Raw genomic sequence first — 21,725 nt, forward strand, 5'->3', positions numbered from 1 at the left:
ACGATCCTGTGCCGCATCGCATCGGCGCGAAGCACGCACGGCATGGCGCGCGAGGCGCAGCCCGGTCAGCGCTGCTTCTTGCTGATGGTCGCGGTGAAATCGGGGTCCTTCTTGGCGACCCAGTCGACGAACTTGCGCACATTGGGGTTCAGCAGCAGCCCTTCGACATCCATGCCATGGCGCTGCAGTTCGGAATTGGTGAAGTTGGCGATCACCGTCTGCTGGCAGATCGAATGCATCGGCACGACATCGCGCCCGCCCCGGCTCTTGGGCACCGGATGATGCCAGACGGTCGTCTTGCCCATCGGCCGCCCGCACAGCCAGCAGTTCACCACCGGCGCCGGCGCCTCCTCCTCGCGATCCAGGTCGCCATAGGGATCATGCTTGTTTCTGCGGGCCATGGATCTGCCTGAATTGCTGAATCTGCGTTGCCCACCTATAGCGATGCGATCGGCATTGCCACTACGGCATCGCCGATCCGGGCATTCGCGATCGCATCGGTCCATGGGCGATCTGGAGAATCGGCCCCATATTCCATGCGAGAGGAGCGAACCGCCAGCGGCATTATTCCAGCCCGGCCACATATATTTTATCCCGGCCCAAATTATTTCACCGAAATCAACATGCAAATTCGAAAATATTATTCCCTACATCGCGATATTTGTCCCAAAAAAATCGACATATTATAAATATAGTAAATAGTTCCATGGCTAATTTTCATCGCCCTGTTAGCGAGGCCATTCGAATATCGCGAATATCGCGATCGACGGTGAAATGGGGCAACCGATGAAATTTGCGGCACGAATTATCGCGGCTACGGCGCTGGCCTTTACCAGCGTGAGTTCAGCCAATGCGGCAGCGATTCTCGATCAGTCCAATGAGATCGTCAATAATTATCTGGGCTACGTCACGGTCGGGCAGTCATTCACGGCAGGCGCCAGCGGCACCTTGGCAAAGATATCGATGCTGACGCTCGACAGCTATAATGGCAGCTTCAACAGCGGCCCGGCGACGGTATCGATATTCGTCGGAAATACGCTGGCCACAGGCAGTCTCGTAGCAAGCGGTGTATTCAGCGCGCTCTATTCGTCCAATGCGATTTCCTATGATATTTCCAGCCTCGGCATTTCCGTCGCCTCAGGGACGCAATATACCTTCAACCTCGCCAGGACGAACGGCGGATATTATGCCGCCGCGCTCACGGGCAACAATGCTTACGCGGCGGGTAACGGATATGGAAATAATGGAGCCTTGTCCGGCGACATGGGATTCAGAACCTATGTCGATTCAACCGCGGTAAGCGCCGCGCCCGAACCCGCGACCTGGGCGATGATGATCGGTGGCCTGGCCATGGTGGGTGCCGCCATTCGCCGCAACCGCAGGGTGAATATCCGCTTCGCCTGATCGTCGCGCATCGGGCAAGGCCGCTCCGGCGAGCGCCCTTGCCCGATTGCCCTTCGAACAGGATCGGCCCTCCGCATAGCAGCGACCGAAGGCGATCACCCGCGGCCGAGCGAACGGCCGCGGGCTAATTGATTCAGACGTCCTGCACGGCGGACAACCGCCATGGCCCGTCGTCGGTGCGGCTGAACGTCCAGATTTCGGTGACCTGCACCGGGACGTTCGCGTCACCCGACACCAGCGCACCGGAGGCCCGGTCGCGCATCACGTCGATATTCTCGTAGCGCATCGCGATCGTCGCATAATCGGTGCGCCCCTCGTTCCACGCCTCGGCGACGTCCGCGTCGAGCAGCCGGGTGCCGGTGATCTCGTTGCGCTGGCCATTGGCGGCATTCTGGCCGAGTTCCTCGGCGAAATAGGACATGATCTCGGGCGTGGTATGCGTGCGCAGCGCGGCATAATCCTCGCGCCCGAAGCTGAGCTGCACATCGGCAAGCAGGCGTTCGAACGCCTCCTTGTCGCTTTGCTCGATCATGATGTCCTGCTGCGGCACCGCGGCGAATTCCGGCGCGCGCGCCGGTGCCGAACCACCGAAGCCCGATCCGCCGCCCGCGAACGGCCCCGCGAAGGGCTGTGCGGCAAAGGGCGAGCGGCCGCCGCCGAAGCCGGGCGCGGCACCGGCGGCCATCGCGGGCGCATAGCCTGCTCCGGCGGTGGCGGACCGCCTGCGGAACCACCGGATCGCGAACATCGCGAGGCCGACATTCTCCCGACGGCTACAGATAATAATCCTGCAAGATCGTCTGATTGGCCGCATATTGGGTGACATGCTGCGTCCAGGCCTCGCTGTTCGCCTGATCTATGTCGACGATCGCGCGCGTGCCGTTGTCATATTGATAATCATAGAAATCGACCCGCCCCTGATTATCGAAATATGTTGATATTCTCGACCAGGATTCGACATTGAATTGATCGAGATCGACGATAACCCGCGTTCCATCATCATATTGAATGTCGTAATAGTCGGTTCCGGCATAGCCTCCGACGGTTCCATAGGTCGAATATATGCTCCAAGTCTGCGTATTTCGCTGATCATAATCTATCAAAATACTGCGGTCGGAAAATATCTGCTGAAAATCAAGCTGCCCCAGAACGTCGTAATGGCTGTCTCTCGATTGGAATGGAGCGCCACTGTCATAATTCGTCTCCTGCGTGATACGGCCGCCCGTATCGTACCGGATATCCTTATATGTCTCTCGTCCCTGGCTATCGAACTGGGTCAACAGAAAAACCGTGTCGGTTATATTAGGTTGGTCCTGGGCGAGATTGACGGTGGTGCGCGTTCCATCGTCATTGCGATAGTCGTAGGCAGTGGCACGGCCCTGGCCATCGAAATTGGTGGTCAGGCTCGACCAACTCTCGCTGGCGGCTGCATCCAGGTCGACGATGGTGCGGGTGCCGTCGTCATTGTTGAAGTCATAGAAATCGGTCCGCCCCTGTGCGTCGAAATAGGTCAGCTTGGATGTCCAGCGCTCGCTGTTTGCCTGATCCACGTCGACAATGGTGCGGGTGCCGTCGTCATTGTTGAAGTCATAGAAATCGGTCCGCCCCTGTGCGTCGAAATAGGTGAGCTTGGATATCCAGCGCTCGCTGTTTGCCTGATCCACGTCGACGATGGTGCGGGTGCCGTCATCATTGTTCAGGTCGTAAAAATCGATGCGGCCCTGGGCATCATAATAGGTCAGCTGCGACGTCCACGCCTGGTTTCCGGCCTGATCGACATCGACGACGGTGCGGGTGCCGTTGTCGTTATAGACGTCATAATAATCGATGCGGCTCTGCGCATCGACATAGGTGATCTGCGTCGTATAGGCCTGCATATTGGACAGGTCGTAGTCGACGGCCATCCTGGTGCCGTTGTCGTAGGTAATATCCTGCCGGATCAGCTGCCAACCCTGCTGATAGATGTTCTGGATGTTCGACCAGCTGTTCCCACCGGTATCGGCAAGATTGAATTCCGCCCTCTCGAAGCCGTGTGCGGCCAGATCGAAACCGGTCGGCGGCGTGCCGTTGTTGACCACCAGCGTATCGGTACCCAGCCCGCCCAGCACATTGTCTGGGGTGTCGGCGCCGTCGTAAACGACCCGGTCATCGCCGGCCCCGGCATTGATGCTGTCGTTGCCAGCCCCCCCGTCGATCACATTGTTGCCGTCGTTGCCGGTGATCGCGTTCGCCAGGTCGTTGCCGGTGGCGTTGATCGATCCGAACCCCGTGAGGATCAAATTTTCGACATTGGCCGACAGGATATAGGTGACGCTGGCGCGTATGGTGTCGGTGCCCTCACCCGCCGCTTCGATCACGACATCGGACGTCGCGTCGACGACGAACATGTCGTCGCCGGCACCACCGATCAGCGTGTCGCCACCGGTGCCGCCATCCAGCATGTCGTCGCCGGCACCGCCATCCAGCACATCCGCGCCAGCCTGGCCATATATCACGTCATTGCCGGCATAGCCGTTCACGCGGTCGGCGAGCTCCGACATCGTGAAGATGTCGTTCCCCGAAAGAGCGGCAGTAAAGACGGCGATATCGTCGCCGGTCTGCTGCGTTTGCGCAGCATCGAACAAGGCGACCGCGTCGACACTGATACTCGCGACCGACCAATAAGGCCGGTCGGTCTGCCCGCTCCTTTCGACGATGAGGTTCACCGTCCCGCCGGTGGCCACGGCAGCCGCGCTGAAGGTAAAATTGGATCCCGCAACGAGCAATTCATCTGGGCTTCCGCCGATGTTCGCGATAGCTTCGTAGCCGTCCTGATAAGTAACCCCGTTGAATCTCAGATTGGCATTATCGAGAAAGGAGCCGCCCGCGCCGAAACGGACATAGCGGTTGAGGTCCAGCGCATCGATGTTGAACGCTACATTTGTCGCCGCTGTAAAAACTGCCACTGATCCATCTCCCTGGCGATAAGCTCGCGTACATTCAGAATGGCCGATCCGGTGTCAAGATCGCCCCGCCGCAGCGCTTTTGCGTCGACAGGTGCAAATCGCTTTACTTGCGAAACCCGGCGACAGCGTTGGCGGCACGAGGACTCGGGAGTCATCGACGATGATATCATCGCCGCCGCGGACTTGATCGGTGAGCGCATCGCGACAATCCGCGCGATCGCCTCTCATTCGGCGGCCTCTCATTCGGTGACAGTGCACTTTTAGCGAAAGCCGTCGCGTCGGGGCGCGGAACCAGGCGCGACATTCACCTGTCATTCCCAAGCCATCACCCGCGGCCGAACGAACGGCCGCGGGCTACCCGGTCAGACGTCCTGCACGGCGGACAACCGCCACGGCCCGTCGTCGGCGCGGCTGAACGTCCAGATCTCGGTGACCTGCACCGGGACGGTCGCATCGCCCGACACCAGAGCGCCGGTCGCCCGATCACGCATCACGTCGATATTCTCGTAGCGCATGGCGATCGTCGCATAGTCGGTGTGCCCCTCGCTCCAGGCCTCGGCGACGTCGGCGTCGAGCAGCCGGGTGCCGGTGATCTCGTTGCGCTGGCCGTTGGCGGCATTCTGGCCGAGCTCCTCGGCGAAGTAGGACATGATCTCGGGGGTCGTATGCGTGCGCAGCGCGGCATAATCCTCGCGCCCGAAGCTGAGTTGCACATCGGCGAGCAGCCGTTCGAACGCTTCCTTGTCGCTCTGCTCGATCATGATGTCCTGCTGCGGCACCGCGGCGAATTCCGGCGCGCGCGCCGGTGCGGAACCACCGAAGCCCGATCCGCCGCCCGCGAACGGCCCCGCGAAGGGCGCTGCGGCAAAGGGCGAGCGGCCGCCGCCGAAGCCGGGTGCGGCGCCGGCGGCCATCGCGGGCGCATAGCCTGCTCCGGCGGTGGTGGACCGCCTGCGGAACCACCGGATCGCGAACATCGCGAGGCCGGCGACGATCGCCACCTGCAGCAGCGCCATGATCAGGCCGCTGCCGCCGAGCGCACCGAAGCCGCCGCCCAGCAGCGCGGCGATCAGGCCACCGGCGATCAGACCGCCGATCAGGCCCCTGGCCATGCCACCGAACCGGCTCGCGGGCCGGTTCTGGGCGAACGCACCCGGCTGGCCTGGGCGCTGGCCCTGGGTCATCGTCCGCTGCACCGGCGCGACCGGGCGCGGGGTGAGCGCGGTCGGTGCGGGCGCGCTATAGGTGCGCGCGCCACGGCTGCCGAAACTGCTGCGGCCGCGCGCGTCGCCGGGCGCCGCCAGCATCGCCGACGCCGCGACGACCAGCGCGATCGCGCCGATGCGGCCATAATTCGAACGGGTCATAGTCACTCCTGTGCGGCGCCCGGTCCGAAACCGTCGCCAGATGATCGAAAAGGATCTGGAATCGGTCATGGCCGTCCGCATGACGCGGCGAGGCGGCCCCGCCGTCGCGATTGCGCGCTTCGGCAAGCCGCCGTGCAGCGCGGACGCTGTCCTGTGATGTGGCTCGGCATGCAGACCTCCTCGTTCCGTTTCGGATGGACGAGTGGCGCAATGGACAGGGTAAGGAACATCAACGACCTGCATCGAGCGCACTCGATGCGGTCCGACATCACGATCGCTTCACGATCGCCAGAGGGGCCCGGCCCGCATGTGATCTTTGTAAGGACGCCCAGTCACGAATTCAAGCGGCGCGACGAAGCGATACGCGCGCTCAGACCTCTTCGATCAACCAGCGACGTGCATCCCCGAGGGTCAGGAATATGCGCAGCTTCGGATGAACCAAGGTTCGTTCGGCTTGCGCCTTGTTGAGCTGGCTGCCGACGACGACCGCGGCGCGTCCGCTGGTCAGCGCCATGCCCGCGCGCATGATGTTGGCGAGCAGATCGGCGACATCGTTCGCCTGGACCGGGAATTCGAGCGATTCGACGATCACGTCGAAATCGTCCCGCACCGCTCTCGCGTCCCGTGCCTTCGATCCCACCTCCCTTGCAAGCGAAGCCACGTCGTCCGGGCTAAAGAACCCTTTGACTATGATGCACAGGCGGTTGGCGGGGCGATCATAAACTACCTGAAACATATGCCCCTGCGTCTACGGCCGGATATGGCCTGTAAAATCGCATTGCCTGATGGCCATGTTTCACGGTCTTCGCCAGCGATGATTGTCCTCGGGCCAACGTTCCGATCGCCCTACTCCGCATCGGCCTCCAGCGCCGCATCCGCGAAAGCCGGCAGCGCAAGCCGATGCGCGCCAAGCACCGGAATTGGCCAGCCAGCCGAGACCACATCGATCGCTTGTTCTCTCATTGGGAATTCGGCTATTTTCGATCACGATCGAACCGCATCGAACATCTCTTCCGGGAAAATCACGCCACAGGCTGTCTAGGTCAGCGGCGAGCGAGATAGAGGCAGTTGCAATGCTCCAGTCCGCGACCAAGGATGCCATGCGCAGATTTCTGATCGCTGCGGCAAGCTGCTTGCTCGCCGCCTGCGACCATCATGACGCGAGCGAGCGGCAAATCGTTGAAGCGGCGCTCAATGACGGGAATATATGGGCGGGCAAATGCGTCGCCTCGCATCTGCAACCGCGCGATAACCTTGCCCAGGACAGGGAAAATTGCAGGGAAGCCTATTGGCCTGCGCCGATCCCGAAAGGATTCGAGCAGCTCGATCGACCGGCTGCACCTGAGGAAAAAGGCCTCGATATCGAAGGGCGGCTGGGGCGGCTTGCCGTCAGCGTCGACGCGTCGCGATGCCTCGATGCGACGCGCCCCGTGATCGATCGCGACCGGGCCGTGGTCTCGGCGAGATATTTCGGCACGCGCTACAACTATTGGCTCGAGCGAAGGCAAGGCGCCTGGAACGTCAGGTCGGCCACGATCGACACATGCAGCCTTTGATCCTCGGCGCTATTGCGGCGACAGGATTTGGGTGCGGACGCTGATTGGCAATGATCACGATACCGGTCTGCCGGCCCCGCCTTCGTTCACATGAGCGGTTCCTGCGGTCACCCTGTAACCGCAATCCGACCACCTGCAACGCGCCTAATCGACGACGATCGCAGGATCGTCGATCGACACGAGAAGATCGCCGACACTCACGCACCATGCCCGTGCCAGCGTCTCGATCTCGGCGCGAGACACGAAGCCGCCGCGATCGATCGCAGCGAAGCGCGCGAACGGGATGCCGGTGAGCTTCGAGAGATTGCCGTTCGGCGAGCAGCATTGCGCCTGCCAGGCGTAAAACCAATGATCGCCGGTGCCTATCATCCGCGCGACCGGATGCGCCGGCGTGAACCGCGTCAATTCCTGCGCGATCGATAATTCCTGCGCGATCGATCGCTCCCCCTTGCGACGCATCGACACTCGCCCCTGAGGGAGAACAAATTTGGAACATCGCGAGCGGCTTGGCAGGCGATTCCCGGCTATGCGTCCGGCCAGGCCTGGGAGCGATGACCGCGAGCCAGTGAGAATCGCCGATTGGCCGGTTTGATGTTCTGACAGGCACATTGCTCGATACCGTCGACGGAAATATTTAGTGCATTTAGTAAATTGGCACCGCAATCCCGTTCGAAATAGGGTAAAATTGGGCGCTTCGAACAGAAGCCCCTCAACTTACTGCTACGTTACCGACAGTCGAATTTAGGGGCTGTTGCGTGCGTCACCGTAACTCGAGAATTGCCAAAGGGCGACAATATTCAAATTAACGGGCGTTTCCGAGCGAGTGCTCTAAGCAGGTGATATCAAAACGGGTTACCGATTGACCATCGATTTTTTTTCCTCATAAACTCTCGTTAGACAAGATTTATGATTATGGAGAATGTTTTGGCCATCGAACCACTAACCCTCTCCGGAACTGCCGCCGGAGCAGTCGGAAAAGCCATTGACGGCCTCGGAGTGGCATTAGCAAAACAAATTGGCCGAGTAACAAAACCGATCGTTGATCGCGCTGTCGTAGATCTAGGTATCGGCTTTCGAAGTTACCTCGATGCATCCTATAATCGATGCCGGTTTTTCAAAACAATCCTCAATCAATCCCAACCATTAGACGTATTATCCCATTATGTGCACAATACTTTATCTTGCGGCGATAGAAAAATATCCGACGTTAGATTGATAGAAGAATTGAATACATTAAAATATGTGGTTGTCAGCGGATTGGCCGGAAGCGGCAAAAGCATGTTCATGAAATATCTAACGATGTGCAAATTTGAACAAAACATTGGCGGAATCCCCCTATTCATCGAACTTCGTCAAATAAATAGCATATCTCAAAAAGATCTTCTTGAATTTGTTAGAGCACAGTGCATAGCTAGCGGGCACAATGTGAGCATAGATCAATTTAAACTAGCATTATCATCAGGCGCTTTTTGCTTGATACTTGATGGCTTTGATGAACTACATTATGAATTCAGAGATTTAATATCATCTCAAATAATGGACATTTCTAGAAAATATCCAGACGTCTCCATTATTATATCTAGTCGGCACGATGACAGATTTGGCGGATGGTCTTCTTTTTACGTATTTAGTGTAAATAGCCTTTCAAAATCTCAAACTTTACAACTTATCGAAACTTTCGAATACGACACGGGAGTAAAAAATAGATTTTACAAAGAAGTAAAATCTCGCCTGTATGATTCTCATACAAGTTTTCTGTCATCCCCATTGCTAACTACAATTATGCTTCTTACATATGAAGAATTTGCTGAAATTCCTGTCAAAATGCATGCGTTTTATGGCCAAGCATTTGACACCTTGTTCCAAAAACACGATGCATCAAAGGAACAATATCAGCGCAGAATGAGGACTGGACTTAGCAAAGATGATTTCAAAGCAACATTTGCCGCATTTTGCGCGATGAGTTATTTAAATCAACAATTCTCCTTCGAGCCATCCGATTTATCTGAAACTGCGGATAGCGCGGTAAAATATGTCAAACAATCAAGAACAGACATAATTAAACCAATAACGGCATCGCAACTCATTACAGATCTGAAGGAATCTGTTTGCCTATTGCAGCAAGATGGCCTAGAAACAGCTTTTGTTCACCGGTCGTTTCAGGAATATTTTGCGGCTCTTTTTGCCACATCGTTGCACGGCGATAAACTAAAACGGGTTTTAGATAAATGCGCCTTGCGATTTGGAGATTCCGTAATTCGAATGGCCCTCGACATGGCTCGCGAAAATGTTGAGCAAGAATGGGTAATACCCACCACAAATTACCTAGAAGATACGCTATATTATTCAGATAAGCCAAATACCACTACAGACAAATTAAAAATCATATTTAATTCAATTTCCGTTCGCGGCGACGACATGCGAATCATACCATCTTATCAAGGTATAAATATGGAAATTTTAGGAAGAGTAGAAACGCTGCATTACATGTACCCGGATGAAGTGGGAGCAGTGCATCTACTCATGACAATGAGAGCAGGGCTAGAAGATAGTTTCAATAAGATTATTAGAAAAGAAAATAAGGGAAAAGCAAATTATGAAATTTTTAAGCAAGTAAAATCTTCAAACAAGCACAATTACAATTTCGAATTAGACATGGATGTAAACAATGACTGGTGGTTAGACGAAATTGGTTTGACTGATTTTTTCTCTAAAATGCAAATCGGCTTTGGTATTATACGTCGAGATATTGCTGCCAGAGCACGAAAGCAAAAAGTTATACTGGATGATTTTTTATAATCCCAATATACACACACGCTTATCGGTATATTCCCCCCTACTCCGCGTCCGCCTGCGCCTCCGGCGCCGCATCCGCAAAAGCCGGCAGCGCCAGGCACGCCGCCTCGATCTCCGTAAACCTTGGCCAGTCCACCCGCGCCCCGAACCTTCGCGCATTGACCAGCTGCGCGACCAGGCAGATGTCCGCAAGCGTCGGCGCATCGCCGAAGCAGAATGGCCCTGCCCGGTCAGTGATCAGCCGCGAGCACGCCTCCAGCCCGTCATCGATCACGTCGCGCGCCCAGCCGCTCACCACTTCCTCGTCATGCCCCAGCGCACGCAGCCGGCCGAGGATCTTGAGGTTCTGGATCGGGTGGATGTCGCACGCGATGACCTGGGCGAAGGCGCGGACATGCGCGCGCTCGATCGGATCGGCGGGCAACAGCGCCGGTTCGGGGTGGATCTCGTCGAGATAGTCGCAGATCGCCAGGCTCTGGGTCAGCACCGTGCCGTCGTCGGTCTCGAGCGCGGGGATCAGCCCCTGCGGGTTGAGCGCGAGGAAGGCGGGCGCGCGCTGCTCGCCCTTGCGGAGATGGTGGAAGGCATCGTCATAGGCGATGCCTTTCAGGTTGAGCGCGATCCGCACCCGATAGGAGGCGGTCGATCGATAATAGCCGTGCAGGATCATCGCGCGCCTCCTCCGCTCATCCTTGCGCCGGCGGCCCGACCTTGATCGTCAGATCGCTGAGCCCGGCGATGTCGACGACGATCTCGTCGCCCGGCACCACCGGCCCGACCCCGGACGGGGTGCCGGTGTAGATCAGGTCGCCCGGCTCCAGCCGGTAGCCGCGCGAGACATAGGCGATCACCTCCTCGACCGGCCAGATCATGTCGGAGAGATCGCCGTCCTGACGCAGGGTACCATTGACGCTCAATCGGACCGGCCCCGCGGCGAGCGCGCCGACCTCGGCGATCGGGTGGATCAGCCCGAGCGGCGCCGACTGCTCGACATTCTTGGCGATGTCCCAGGGGCGCCCCTGCTCGCGCGCCTCCGACTGGAGATCGCGGCGGGTCATGTCGAGCCCAGCGGCATAGCCGAAGACATGGTCGAGCGCGTCGGCGGGGGCGATCGCCCGGCCGCCCTTGCCGATCGCGACGACCAGTTCGCCCTCATAATGGAAATTGGCGGTGAGCGGCGGATAGGCGATCGTCGTGCCGGTCGGCACCACCGCCTCGGCCCATTTGGTGAAATAGAACGGCGGCTCGCGATCGGCGTCGCCGCCCATCTCGCGGGCATGGGCGGCATAGTTGCGGCCGATGCAGAAGATGCGGCGCACCGGAAACTGCCGGCCGTCGCTCACCGGCGCGAGCACCGTCGGCAGCGGATCGAAAACGAGGCTCAACGGCGAAACTCCTTCTGACGGGCGAAGCGGGGCACCGGCGCGGCGGGCTTGGCGGCGCGGACGATGCAGCGGAAACCGATATGGCTGGTCGCGCTGTCGACCGGCTGGGCGTGGCGCGCCGCCGGGCGATAGCGCTGGCAATAGTTGGGCGCGCACAGATGCGATCCGCCCTTCAATACCTTGCGGCCGATCGGCACATGAAGCTGGGCGGGATCGAGGCTTTCGCGCTTCGATCCGCCGCGCGGGTTGGCGGGCACGCAGCAGGACCCCTTCCCTTTGGCTTTGTCCTTCGGCTCGATCCGCGGCTGGCCATACCAGTCGCTGGTCCATTCCCAGACATTGCCGATCATGTCGAACAGGCCATGGCCGTTCGCCGGATAGATCCTGACCGGCGAGGTCCGCTCATAGCCGTCGTCGAGGGTGTTGGCGAAGGGGAAGGCCCCCTGCCATGTGTTCGCCATCATCGTGCCGCCCGGCGAAAGCTCGTCGCCCCAGGCATAATCGGCGCCGTCGAGCCCGCCGCGCGCGGCATATTCCCATTCGGCCTCGGTCGGCAGGTCCTTGCCCGCCCAGCGCGCATAGGCCTGCGCATCCTCATAGGCGACATGGACCACCGGATGATCGTCGAGCCCGTCGAGATCGCTGTCCGGTCCGGTCGGGTGGCGCCAGTCGGCGCCCAGCGCGAAGTCCCACCAATGCCAATGCTCGCGAAGATCGACCGGGCCCGCGGTGCGGCGGAACACCAGCGAGCCGGGATGCGCGAGTTCGAGCGCCAGGCCCGGATAATCCCGCGGATCGGGGGCGATCTCGGCGATGGTGCGGTGGCCGGTGGCGGTGACGAAGCGGGCGAAGTCGCGGTTGGTGACCGGGACCGGATCGATCCAGAAGCCGTCGACCCGCACCCGGCGGACCGGCGCCTCCTCGGGGTAGAAACGCTCCGACCCCATCGCAAATTCGCCGCCGTCGATGCGGATCATGCCGCGGGTGACGTCGCGGTCGCCAGGCGCCAACTCGTTCATGTCATCGCCCTAACGCCGGATGCCGGCGACGAAAAGCATGTTCATCCGCGCACGGCGCCCGTTCCCGCCCTTGGCCCGGCGAACTTGTTCTCGCGGCGTCGGCCGAGCATCACCCCGCGTTCGAGGCGCGCGCACAGGGCGGTGTAATAATCGGTGAGGAAGCCGAGATCGTCGCCGTCATAAGCGAGCCCGGCCTTGCGCCGAATCGTCGCCGCCACCGCCTCGATCGCGTCGGGCCGGCCGCCGCGCAGCACATCCTCGAGGGTCTGAAGCTCATAGACGCCGTAAAGGTCGAGCGCGGCGTCGGTGAAGCGCCGGCGCTCGGCGGCGGGTGCTGCGGTAAGGTCGGCGCCGAGCGTGCCGCGGCTGGTGCGCACTACCCAGGTGCCGCCGATCAGGTCGCCGATCCGCAGCCGATCGCGGTTGGTCAGCGGGAAGAACAGGAAGATGAAGCTCCAGGCGAGCGCGAACAGGATCAGGAAGGCATCGGCGGCGCCCTCGGCCGCCTGGAAGCCGAGGAAGGACAACGGCAGGAAAATCTCGATCTCGCGCATCGCGTTGCGCGCGAGCACCGCGCCGCCGGTCAGCCGCGCACCGTCGCGGGCGATCACCCGCAGCCCCATGATCCGCTTGCCCGGGGTCGCGCCGCGCCCGCTCATCTCGAACAGCGCGAACCAGCCGTTGCGCAGGACGAAGAAGCCGATCAGCCACAGCGCGACCAGCAGTTCGGTGCGGCTCGCCTGCGAAATATAGACGATGATCAGGGTCGCGACGATCAGCAGGATCAGCATGAACAGCGCGTCGAGCATGAAGGCGGCCGCGCGAACCCCGGCGCCGCCGAGTTCGAGCCGCAGGTCGACCCCCTCGGGGGTGACGAAGCTGCGCCGCAGGCTGGGCGGCGGACGATCGCGCCGGGCGGCGCGCCATTCAGCGAACCGGCGGAACATCGTGCCTCCGCGGCAGATAGAAATAGAGCAGCCAGCCGGCGAGCATTGCCAATCCGACCAGATAGCGGGTGCCGTCGCCGGTGACGGTCTGCCGCCCGATCCCCTCCAGCAGCCCCGCCACCGACAGCATCACCACGGTGCCCGCCATCGCCACCGCCGCCTGGCGGCCGGCGGCGACCGCGGCGTCGGTCCGCGCGGCACGGCCCGGAAAGGCGATCGACAGGCCGATGCGGAATCCCGCCGCACCCGACACTATGATCGCAAAGATCTCGGTCGTGCCATGGATGATCAGCCAGCCGCCGAGTTCGAACCCCAGCCCCTTCGCGGCGAAGACCGCCAGGAAGGCGCCGAGCATCAGGCCGTTATAGAGGATCAGCAGCGCGGTCGGCACCGCGAAGGCGAAGCCGAGCGCGAAGGCGAAGATCGCGATCTGGGCATTATGGGTGAACAGCGACGCCGCGAAGGTCATCAGCATCGTGTCCCCCTCCTTGCTATGGCCATAGAGGGTCGCCTTGAGATCGGCCGCGCTCGCGGTTGGATTGCGGCCGTCGCTGAGCGCGTCGGGGATGATGCTGTAGAACCAGGACGGATCGTGGCGGACGAGCAGGAAGGCGGCGACCGCGCTGAGCAGGGTCAGCAGCAGCGCCACCAGCGTCTCGCGCCAGATCGCCTGGACCGCGAGCGCCCAGCCGCGCGCGAAGAATTCGCCGAGCTGGCGCGCTGCGCTGGTCGGGACGCCGTAGATCTGGAAATAGGCGCGGGTGCAGAGCTGTTCGAGATAATGGACCAGCGCGCGGTCGAGCGAGGTCTCGCGCGCGACCGACAGCGACGACAGCGCCGACCGGTAGAGCAAGGGCAGCCGCAGCAGATCGTCCTCGGTCAGCGCCCGCACCGACAGCCGCTCGATCCGGGCGACCAGCGTGTCGAGCGCCTGCCATTCGGCCTCGTGCGCGGCGCGGAAGCGGCTGGCGTTGACCATGACTGCGGGGGCGGAAGATTCCACTGCCATCAGATCCTCCCCGAAGCGCAGCTTTGGGGAGGGGCGCAGTGCGCGCCATGCCGGGGGCATGGCAAAGCGCGAAGCCGGCTGCGGAGCAGCCGCGGGCGAAGCGGTGGAGGGGTGCTCCGACAACAAAACCACCGCGGCTGTTGACGTTCCGCACGACCCCTCCACCAGCTTCGCTGGTCCCCCTCCCCACGCTGCGCGCAGGGAGGATCTTGGCAGCGACACCGTCAGTGCCCCGGAGGACGTAGTCTGTGCCATCCCCTCAACCCGCCCCATAAACCGGCTTCGCCACACCGCGCCCGGCGACCAGCGCCTCGACGATAGCCCCGACCTCGCCCGCGTCCAGCCGGCGCCCGGCGTCGGCCGAGGTCGGTCCGTCGGTCCACCCCTCGGCGATCCGGATCGTCCCGCCGAACGGCTCGAAGACCTGCCCCGTCACACCGCGCGACGCCTCGCTCGCCAGCCACGCCACCAAAGGCGCGGTGTTCTCGGGCGCATAGGGATCGAACGCCGCGCCTTCGGCGCTCGTCATCGTGTCGGCGAAGGCGGTCATCGTCATCCGGGTGCGGGCATTGGGGGCGAGCGCGTTGGCGGTGATGCCGTAGCGGGCGAGCTCGGCCGCCTGCACCAGCGTCAGCGTCGCGATCCCGCCCTTGGCGGCCGAATAGGCGCTCTGGCCGATGCTGCCCTGCAGGCCGGCGCCCGACGAGGTGTTGACGATCCGCGCGTCGACCGGGGAGCCGGCCTTCTGCTGCGCGCGCCAATAATCGACCGCATGGCGGCTGGTGCAGAAATGGCCGCGCAGATGGACGCGGGTGACCGCATCCCATTCCTCCGGCGTGCACGACACGAACATCCGGTCGCGCACGAAGCCGGCATTGTTGACCACCGCATGGAGCGTGCCGAACGCCTCGACCGCGGCGGCGACCAGCGCGCGGGTCTGCTCCCAGTCGGCGACGTCGGCGGTGTTGGCGATCGCCTCGCCGCCCGCGGCGCGAATCTCCTCGACCACCTGCTCGGCGGCGCCCAGCGTCTCGCCGGCCTCGCCATGGGTGCCGACTCCCAGATCGTTGACCACCACCTTCGCGCCCTCGGCGGCGAGGCCCAGCGCATAGGCACGGCCGAGGCCGCCGCCGGCGCCGGTCACGATCACCACCCGGCCTTCACAGATCCCCGCCATCAATCCTGCCTCTCGCTCGTTCTCTGTTCGCGCAGTGCCGCGACCGTGCCGCTCAGCCGCACCGGGATCGCCTCGGACCGCAGCCGCCGCCGGTCGGGCTCGACCGCGGTCAGCGGCGCGGTCTCGACGAAGTCCCCCAGCGCCTCGCGCGCCAGCCGTTGATATTCGCCGTGGCCGTCGTTGCGCCACGTCACCTGCTGCGGCTCGAAGGTCCGCACCACCTTGGCCGGGTTGCCCGCGACCAGGCTGCGCGGCGGGGTGACGGTGTCCGACTTCACCAGCGCCAGCGCCGCGACCAGATTCTCCGCACCGATATCGGCATGGTCGAGCACCACCGCGTTCATGCCGACCAGCGCATTCGCGCCGATCCGCGCGCCATGGATGATCGCGCCATGCCCGATCGTCGCCCCGCGCCCGATCACGGTGTCGCCGTCAGCCGAGGCATGGACCGTCACATTGTCCTGAATGCTGCTGTCGCCCTCGACCAGGATCCGCCCGAAATCGCCGCGCAGCGACGCGCCGGGCGCGATGAAACAGCCCGGCCCTATGATCACGTCGCCGATCAGGCTGGCGAGCGGATGGACATAGCTCGCCGGGTCGACCACCGGCACGATCCCTTGATAGGCATAGCAGGGCATCGGGGTGCTCCTTCGCATCTTGAAGCCCCTCCCTTTCAAGGGAGGGGTTTGGGGGTGGGTCGCGAGCGTAGCGAGCGTCCGCGATCGAACCGAAAGCGACCTCAGCGGCGTCGAGCCGCTTCGGTCGCCACCCACCCCAACCCCTCCCTTGAAAGGGAGGGGCTTAGAAGAAGAGGGGAGGCAACCACCCATCCCCCTCACAACCGCTCGATGATCGTGACATTCGCCAGCCCGCCACCCTCGCACATCGTCTGCATCCCGTAGCGCCCGCTGGTCCGCTCGAGCTCGTAGAGCAACGTCGTCATCAGCTTCGCGCCCGTCGCCCCCAGCGGATGGCCGAGCGCGATCGCGCCGCCATTGACGTTGACGCGCGACAGGTCGGCGTCGAGGTCCTTCGCCCAGGCGAGCACGACGCTGGCGAAGGCCTCGTTGATCTCGATCAGGTCGATGTCGGAGAGGCTGAGGCCCGTCTTCGCCAGTGCATGGCGGGTCGCCGGGATCGGCGCGGTCAGCATCAGGATCGGGCTGTCGCCGCGCACCGTCAGATGGTGGATGCGCGCGCGCGGTTTCAGGCCATGGTCCTTGACCGCCTGCTCGCTGGCGAGCAGCAGTGCGGCGGCGCCATCGGCGATCTGGCTCGATATGCCCGCGGTGATGATCCCGCCCTCGCGCACCGTCTTCAGCCCGGCGAGCCCCTCGATCGTCGTGCCGCGGCGCACCGTCTCGTCCATCGCGAAGCCGCCGACCGGCACGATCTGGCTGTCGAAGCGGCCGCCGTCGATCGCCCGTTCGGCGCGCGCATTGGACTCGGCGCCGAACGCCTCCATGTCCTGCCGGCTGATCCCCCATTCGGTGGCGATCCGCTCGGCGGCGTAGATCTGGTTGACCTCCTCGTCGCCATAGCGCGCCTTCCAGGCGGGCGAGTTGGCGAACGGGGTCTCGTGACCATAGGTCTGCCCCGCATACATCGCCGCCGAGATCGGGATCGCGTTCATGTTCTGGACGCCGCCGGCGATCACCAGGTCCTGCGTGCCCGACAATATCCCCTGCGCGGCGAAGTGGATCGCCTGTTGCGACGATCCGCACTGGCGGTCGATCGTCACCCCCGGCACCGCCTCGGGATAGCCCGCCGCCAGCCAGCAGCTCCGCCCGATATTGCCAGCCTGCGGACCGACCGCGTCGACGCAGCCCCACACGACATCGTCGACCGCCGACGGATCGATGCCGGTGCGCTCGACGATGCGGGTGATCGGGATCGCCCCCAGATCGGCCGGGTGCCAGCCGGCGAGGCTGCCCTTCTTGCGGCCGGTCGGGGTGCGGATCGCGTCGATGATATAGGCTTCAGCCATGGTGCAGCTCGCTTTCGAAAAGTCGGTCGGGGCCGATCGCCATGCCGCGGCCGATCACCGCGGCTTCGATCCGGCGGAGATGGAAGGCGCGGTCGCCCCAGGCACCGGCCAGCGCCCAGGCGCGCTTCATCCAGAAATGCAGGTCGACCTCATAGGTATAGCCCATCGCGCCATGGACCTGGATCGCGGTCTCCGCCGCCAGCATCGCCGCGTCGGTGGCGGCGATCTTGGCATGGCTGATCGCGGCCGATGCGCGGGCATGGCCGTGCCCGGCGGCATAGGCCGCGCGCCACAGCGTCGGGCGCGCGAATTCGATCTTCACCGCCACCGTCGCCAGATGATGCTTGATCGCCTGGAAGCCGCCGATCTTCTGCCCGAACTGTTCGCGGGTGTTCGCATAGTCGGTCGCCTGCGCGAGCATCGCCTCGGCTCCGCCGACCAGCTGCGCCGCCGCGATCAACGCGGCGCGGTCGAGCAGGCGGTCGTCGGCCGCGCAGGGCAGGGGGGCGAACAGCCGCCGCAGCGGATCGATCCCGGCGATCGGCGCGGTGACGCCAACGGTCGAAGCGCCTGCTTCTTCCTTACTCCGTTCGTTTCGAGCGTAGTCGAGAAACGCATCGGTGGTGGAGCGTGGTTCGCTGCGCGACCCACGCTCGACTTCGCTCGACACGAACGGATTTGGGGTGGCTGCTATGGACTCCACCATCGTCGCCTCACCGCCCGCATAAAGCAGGTCGGCCTGGTCGAGATCGGCGATCCACGGATTGACCGGATGGCCAAGCGCGACCCGAAGCGTCCCCGCGGCGATCCGTGCCTGCTGTTCGGGCGCGAGCAGTGGCGCGGCCACCAAAGCGCTATCGGCGATCGGCTCGGACACATTGAAGCGCCCCAGTTCGACCGCGACCAGCGCCGCCTCGACCAACCCGAGTCCGAGCCCGCCCTCGGCCTCGCCGACCAGCAGCCCGCCCAGGCCCATCGCGATCAGCCCGTCCCACACCGCCGGGTCGGGCCGCCGTTCGGCGTCGCGCCGGCGCAAGACCTCGGGGCCGTGCTCGCCGGCCAGATAGTCGCGCACCGCGTCGCGCAGGTCGCGCTGTTCGTCGGTCAGGCGGAAGTCCATGCCCGATCCCCTCAGCGCGGCAGGCCGAGCAGCCGCTCGGCGATGATGTTGCGCTGGATCTCGTTCGATCCGGCGTAGATCGGCCCGGACAGCGAAAAGATATAGCCGTCCTGCCAGATGTTCGGGCCGCCGCCGGGCAGATCGGCCAGTTCGGCATGCGCGCCGAGCAGGCTCATCGCCGCACGGTGCGCGGCGCGGTCCATCTCCGACCAGAAGATCTTGTTGAGGCTCGCCTCGGCGCCGATATGGCCGCCGGCGATCACCGTCGAGGCGACCGCATAGGTGTTGAGCGCATAGGCCTCGGCATCCATCCACGCCTGCAGCACCGCCTCATGCGCGCCCGGCGATGCGGTGTCGGCATGCGCGCGGTAAAGCTCGACCAGCCGCGTCGCCATCGCCTGGAAGCGCGCCGGCGACCGCAGCATCAGCCCGCGCTCGAATCCCGCGGTCGCCATCGCCACGTTCCAGCCTTCGCCTTCGCCGGCGATGCGGTTGGCAACGGGGACGCGGACCTCGTCGAAGAATATCTCGGCGAAGCCGGTCTCGCCGTGGAGCTGGCGGATCGGCCGGATCGTCACCCCCGGGCTGTCGAGCGGCAGCAGGATGAACGACAGCCCCTTGTGGCGCTTGCTGCCTTCCTCGGTCCGGAACAGGCCGAAGCACCAGTCGGCGAACGCCGCCCGGCTCGACCAGGTCTTCTGGCCCGAGATGACATAATCGTCGCCGTCTCGCACCGCGCGGCTGCGGATCGCCGCCATGTCCGATCCGGCATTGGGTTCGGACCAGGCCTGCGCCCACATCAGCTCGCCCTTCGCCATCGGTGTCAGGAAGCGGGCCTTCTGTTCGTCGGTGCCATATTCCATGATCGTCGGGCCGAGCAGGAAGATGCCGTTCTGGTTCGCGCGCAGCGGCGCACCGCTGCGCCAATATTCCTCCTCGAAGATCAGCCAGCGGATCAGGTCGAGCCCCCGCCCGCCATAGGCCTCGGGCCAGGTGACCATGCCCCAGTTGCCCGCCGCGAGCGTGCGTTCCCAGCCGACATGCTGGTCGAAGCCGGCCTTGCCCTCGAGCGTCGCCAGCGGTGCCGCCGGCACATGCGCGGCCATCCAGGCGCGGACCTCGGCGCGGAACGCCTGTTGTTCGGGGGTGTAGCGCAGGTCCATGTCAGAAGGTCGCCGGTTTTCCGGTCTCGACGAAGGCGTCGCGCGCGCGCTGGCTGTCCTCGTGCATATACATTTCGAGGGTGAAGCCCTGTTCCCAGCGATAGCCGCGATCGACGTCGCGTGGTTCGAGCCCGTTGAGCGCCTCCTTGGCGATCACCAGCGCCTTGCGGCTCTTCGAGGCGATGATCGCGCTGAACGCGCGCGCCTCGTCGGCCAGCGCCTCGCGCGGCACCACCTTCTCGACCGCGCCCAGCCGGTAGGCCTCGGCGGCGGGGATGTTGCCGCCGGTGAAGAAGGCGGCGCGGACCTTGTGGAGCGGCAGCATCCGCGACAGATGGCTGGCGCCGCCCATCGCCCCGCGATCGACCTCGGGCAGCGAGAAATAGGCGTCGTCGGCGGCGATGATCGTGTCGGACGCGCCGCAGATGCCGATCCCGCCGCCGATCACGAATTTGTGGACCGCGACCACCACCGGCACCTCGCAATCGCGGATCGCCTTGAAGGTCAGGTAATTGCCGCGGTTGAGCAGGGTGATGCGGTCGGGATGCGCCTGCATCTCCTTGATGTCGACCCCGCCGCAGAAGCCGCGGCCCTCGGCGCGGATCAGCACGACGTTGACCTCGGGGTTGGCGCCGGCCGACCGCACGATCTCGGGGATGCTCAGCCAGGTCTCGCTGTCGAACGCGTTGACCGGCGGCACGTCGAAGACGATCTCGGCGATGCGATCCTGGATATGGGTGGTGATCGGCATCAATCGGCTCCGTGCAGGGTGGGGGACGGGGCGATCGCCGCCAGCCGCGCGCGGGCTTGCGCGACGATGCCCTCGATCAGCTCGGCGCAGCCCGGCAGGTCGTCGATCGCGCCGGCGACCAGCCCGGTCGCCATCAGCCCGCCATCGGCGTCGCCCGACACCACCGCGCGCTGGATCAGCATCGGCGCCGCGGCCGCCAGCATCGCCTGCGGCAGGCTGAGCCCGCCATGGCTGGTCATGCCCTTCGCCGCGCGGAACAGCTCGGCATAGCTCGCGCCGGTCTGCCGCTTCATCTGCAGCCCGCTCTCGATCGCACGCCGCCACAGGCCGATCCCGGTCGACCGTTCGATCCGGTCGAGCGCGCGGTTGCGGATCATCCGTTGCGGCAGCCCGTCGACCTTGGTCGAGACATGGATGTCGTCGGTGCCCGCCTTGACGTAGCGCGCCTTGATCCCCTCGGGCGGCGCCGCCTCGCGGGTCATCAGGAAGCGCGTGCCCATCGCGATCCCCGCCGCGCCATAAGCGAGCGCGGCGGCAAGGCCGCGCCCGTCGGAGAAGCCGCCCGCGGCGACCACCGGCACGTCGACCGCGTCGAGCACCTGCGGCAGCAGCACCGTCGTCGCGACCGACCCGGTATGGCCGCCGCCTTCGCCGCCCTGGACGGTGACGATGTCGACCCCGAGCTTGACCATCTTCTGGGCATGTTTGACCGCGCCGACGGTCGGCATGCAGAGGATGCCGGCCTTCCTGAACCGCTCGATCATCTTCGCGTCGGGCCCGCGGCCGAAGCTCACCGCGCGGACCTGCGCGGCATTGTCGATGATGATGTCGACGATCTCGGATGCGCCCGGCTGGAACGAGTGGAAATTGACCCCGAACGGCTTCGTCGTCCCGCGCCGGACCGCGGCGATCGCGGCGCGCGCCTCGGCCGGGGTCATCACCGCGGCGGCGAGGAAGCCGAACGCGCCGGCCTCGCTGGTGGCGATCACCAGCGGCGCGGTCGCGACCCAGCCCATCGCGGTCTGGACGATCGGATAGCGGCAGCCGAGCAGCCGGGTCAGCGGGGTATCGAGCGCGGAGGCGAGCGGATCGGGCATGA

The 21,725-nt window shown here is 63.6% G+C and carries 21 protein-coding genes; 3 read left to right on the forward strand and 18 right to left on the reverse strand.

Features of this window, described 5'->3' with window-relative positions; genetic code table 11:
* Positions 1–65 precede the first annotated feature (65 nt).
* Complete coding sequence (locus AC1RM6_RS10790) at positions 66–401, reverse strand: hypothetical protein (RefSeq protein WP_493100963.1); 336 nt, start codon at positions 399–401, stop codon at positions 66–68.
* A 385-nt stretch (positions 402–786) separates the two neighbouring features.
* On the opposite strand from AC1RM6_RS10790, the gene AC1RM6_RS10795 reads away from it, so the two are divergent.
* A complete protein-coding gene (locus AC1RM6_RS10795; RefSeq protein WP_493100965.1) occupies positions 787–1,404 on the forward strand; it encodes a PEPxxWA-CTERM sorting domain-containing protein in 618 nt (205 codons plus the stop codon).
* 133 nt (positions 1,405–1,537) lie between these two features.
* Here AC1RM6_RS10795 and AC1RM6_RS10800 read toward each other — a convergent pair whose 3' ends face one another.
* The 4 genes from AC1RM6_RS10800 to AC1RM6_RS10815 all read right to left on the reverse strand — a co-directional run bounded on the left by AC1RM6_RS10800 (position 1,538) and on the right by AC1RM6_RS10815 (position 6,452).
* Positions 1,538–2,089, reverse strand: a complete 552-nt coding sequence (locus AC1RM6_RS10800; RefSeq protein ID WP_493100966.1) for a Tim44 domain-containing protein — start codon at positions 2,087–2,089, stop codon at positions 1,538–1,540.
* An 88-nt stretch (positions 2,090–2,177) separates the two neighbouring features.
* A complete protein-coding gene (locus AC1RM6_RS10805; protein WP_493100968.1) occupies positions 2,178–4,349 on the reverse strand; it encodes a calcium-binding protein in 2,172 nt (723 codons plus the stop codon).
* 362 nt (positions 4,350–4,711) lie between these two features.
* Complete coding sequence (locus AC1RM6_RS10810) at positions 4,712–5,716, reverse strand: Tim44 domain-containing protein (RefSeq protein WP_493100969.1); 1,005 nt, start codon at positions 5,714–5,716, stop codon at positions 4,712–4,714.
* Positions 5,717–6,086: 370 nt separating this feature from the next.
* On the reverse strand, positions 6,087–6,452 hold the full coding sequence (locus AC1RM6_RS10815) for a hypothetical protein (RefSeq protein WP_493100971.1): 366 nt from the start codon (positions 6,450–6,452) through the stop codon (positions 6,087–6,089).
* A 337-nt stretch (positions 6,453–6,789) separates the two neighbouring features.
* Here AC1RM6_RS10815 and AC1RM6_RS10820 point away from each other — a divergent pair, with 337 nt between their 5' ends.
* On the forward strand, positions 6,790–7,272 hold the full coding sequence (locus AC1RM6_RS10820) for a hypothetical protein (RefSeq protein ID WP_493100973.1): 483 nt from the start codon (positions 6,790–6,792) through the stop codon (positions 7,270–7,272).
* 144 nt (positions 7,273–7,416) lie between these two features.
* Here the strand turns inward: AC1RM6_RS10820 and AC1RM6_RS10825 are convergent, their stop codons facing one another.
* Positions 7,417–7,731, reverse strand: coding sequence for a hypothetical protein (locus AC1RM6_RS10825; RefSeq protein ID WP_493100975.1), 315 nt, complete (start codon positions 7,729–7,731; stop codon positions 7,417–7,419).
* Positions 7,732–8,196: 465 nt separating this feature from the next.
* Between AC1RM6_RS10825 and AC1RM6_RS10830 the strand changes: the two genes are divergently transcribed.
* A complete protein-coding gene (locus tag AC1RM6_RS10830; protein WP_493100977.1) occupies positions 8,197–10,071 on the forward strand; it encodes an NACHT domain-containing protein in 1,875 nt (624 codons plus the stop codon).
* 37 nt (positions 10,072–10,108) lie between these two features.
* Here AC1RM6_RS10830 and maiA read toward each other — a convergent pair whose 3' ends face one another.
* The 12 genes from maiA to AC1RM6_RS10890 all read right to left on the reverse strand — a co-directional run bounded on the left by maiA (position 10,109) and on the right by AC1RM6_RS10890 (position 21,723).
* Complete coding sequence (gene maiA / locus AC1RM6_RS10835; protein ID WP_493100979.1) at positions 10,109–10,738, reverse strand: maleylacetoacetate isomerase; 630 nt, start codon at positions 10,736–10,738, stop codon at positions 10,109–10,111.
* A 16-nt stretch (positions 10,739–10,754) separates the two neighbouring features.
* Positions 10,755–11,453: a fumarylacetoacetate hydrolase family protein gene (locus tag AC1RM6_RS10840; protein WP_493100981.1), complete on the reverse strand. Its 699-nt coding sequence runs from the start codon at positions 11,451–11,453 to the stop codon at positions 10,755–10,757.
* Positions 11,450–12,472, reverse strand: coding sequence for a formylglycine-generating enzyme family protein (locus tag AC1RM6_RS10845; protein ID WP_493100983.1), 1,023 nt, complete (start codon positions 12,470–12,472; stop codon positions 11,450–11,452). Before AC1RM6_RS10845 ends, AC1RM6_RS10840 begins: the two co-directional genes overlap by 4 nt.
* A gap of 41 nt (positions 12,473–12,513) precedes the next feature.
* Complete coding sequence (locus tag AC1RM6_RS10850) at positions 12,514–13,419, reverse strand: RDD family protein (protein WP_493100985.1); 906 nt, start codon at positions 13,417–13,419, stop codon at positions 12,514–12,516.
* Entirely contained in the window at positions 13,400–14,428 is a 1,029-nt protein-coding gene (locus tag AC1RM6_RS10855) for a stage II sporulation protein M (RefSeq protein ID WP_493100987.1), read from the reverse strand. The genes AC1RM6_RS10850 and AC1RM6_RS10855 overlap by 20 nt, the downstream gene beginning before the upstream one ends.
* Before the next feature lie 259 nt (positions 14,429–14,687).
* Positions 14,688–15,605, reverse strand: coding sequence for an SDR family oxidoreductase (locus tag AC1RM6_RS10860; RefSeq protein WP_493100988.1), 918 nt, complete (start codon positions 15,603–15,605; stop codon positions 14,688–14,690).
* Positions 15,605–16,261 (reverse strand): gamma carbonic anhydrase family protein, encoded by a 657-nt coding sequence (locus AC1RM6_RS10865; RefSeq protein ID WP_493100990.1) that lies wholly within the window; start codon positions 16,259–16,261, stop codon positions 15,605–15,607. Before AC1RM6_RS10865 ends, AC1RM6_RS10860 begins: the two co-directional genes overlap by 1 nt.
* A 179-nt stretch (positions 16,262–16,440) precedes the next feature.
* Positions 16,441–17,592, reverse strand: a complete 1,152-nt coding sequence (locus tag AC1RM6_RS10870) for an acetyl-CoA C-acetyltransferase (protein WP_493100992.1) — start codon at positions 17,590–17,592, stop codon at positions 16,441–16,443.
* Positions 17,585–18,712, reverse strand: coding sequence for an acyl-CoA dehydrogenase family protein (locus tag AC1RM6_RS10875; protein ID WP_493100993.1), 1,128 nt, complete (start codon positions 18,710–18,712; stop codon positions 17,585–17,587). The genes AC1RM6_RS10870 and AC1RM6_RS10875 overlap by 8 nt, the downstream gene beginning before the upstream one ends.
* Positions 18,713–18,723: 11 nt before the next feature.
* On the reverse strand, positions 18,724–19,875 hold the full coding sequence (locus AC1RM6_RS10880) for an acyl-CoA dehydrogenase family protein (protein ID WP_493100995.1): 1,152 nt from the start codon (positions 19,873–19,875) through the stop codon (positions 18,724–18,726).
* A gap of 1 nt (position 19,876) precedes the next feature.
* Positions 19,877–20,626: an enoyl-CoA hydratase family protein gene (locus tag AC1RM6_RS10885; RefSeq protein ID WP_493100997.1), complete on the reverse strand. Its 750-nt coding sequence runs from the start codon at positions 20,624–20,626 to the stop codon at positions 19,877–19,879.
* Positions 20,626–21,723 carry an NAD(P)H-dependent flavin oxidoreductase gene (locus AC1RM6_RS10890; RefSeq protein ID WP_493100999.1) on the reverse strand — a complete coding sequence of 366 codons (1,098 nt, stop codon included), beginning with the start codon at positions 21,721–21,723 and terminating at the stop codon, positions 20,626–20,628. The genes AC1RM6_RS10885 and AC1RM6_RS10890 overlap by 1 nt, the downstream gene beginning before the upstream one ends.
* Between the last annotated feature and the right edge of the window lie 2 nt (positions 21,724–21,725).

The organism is Rhizorhabdus sp. GW822-FHT03C02, from assembly GCF_058801765.1.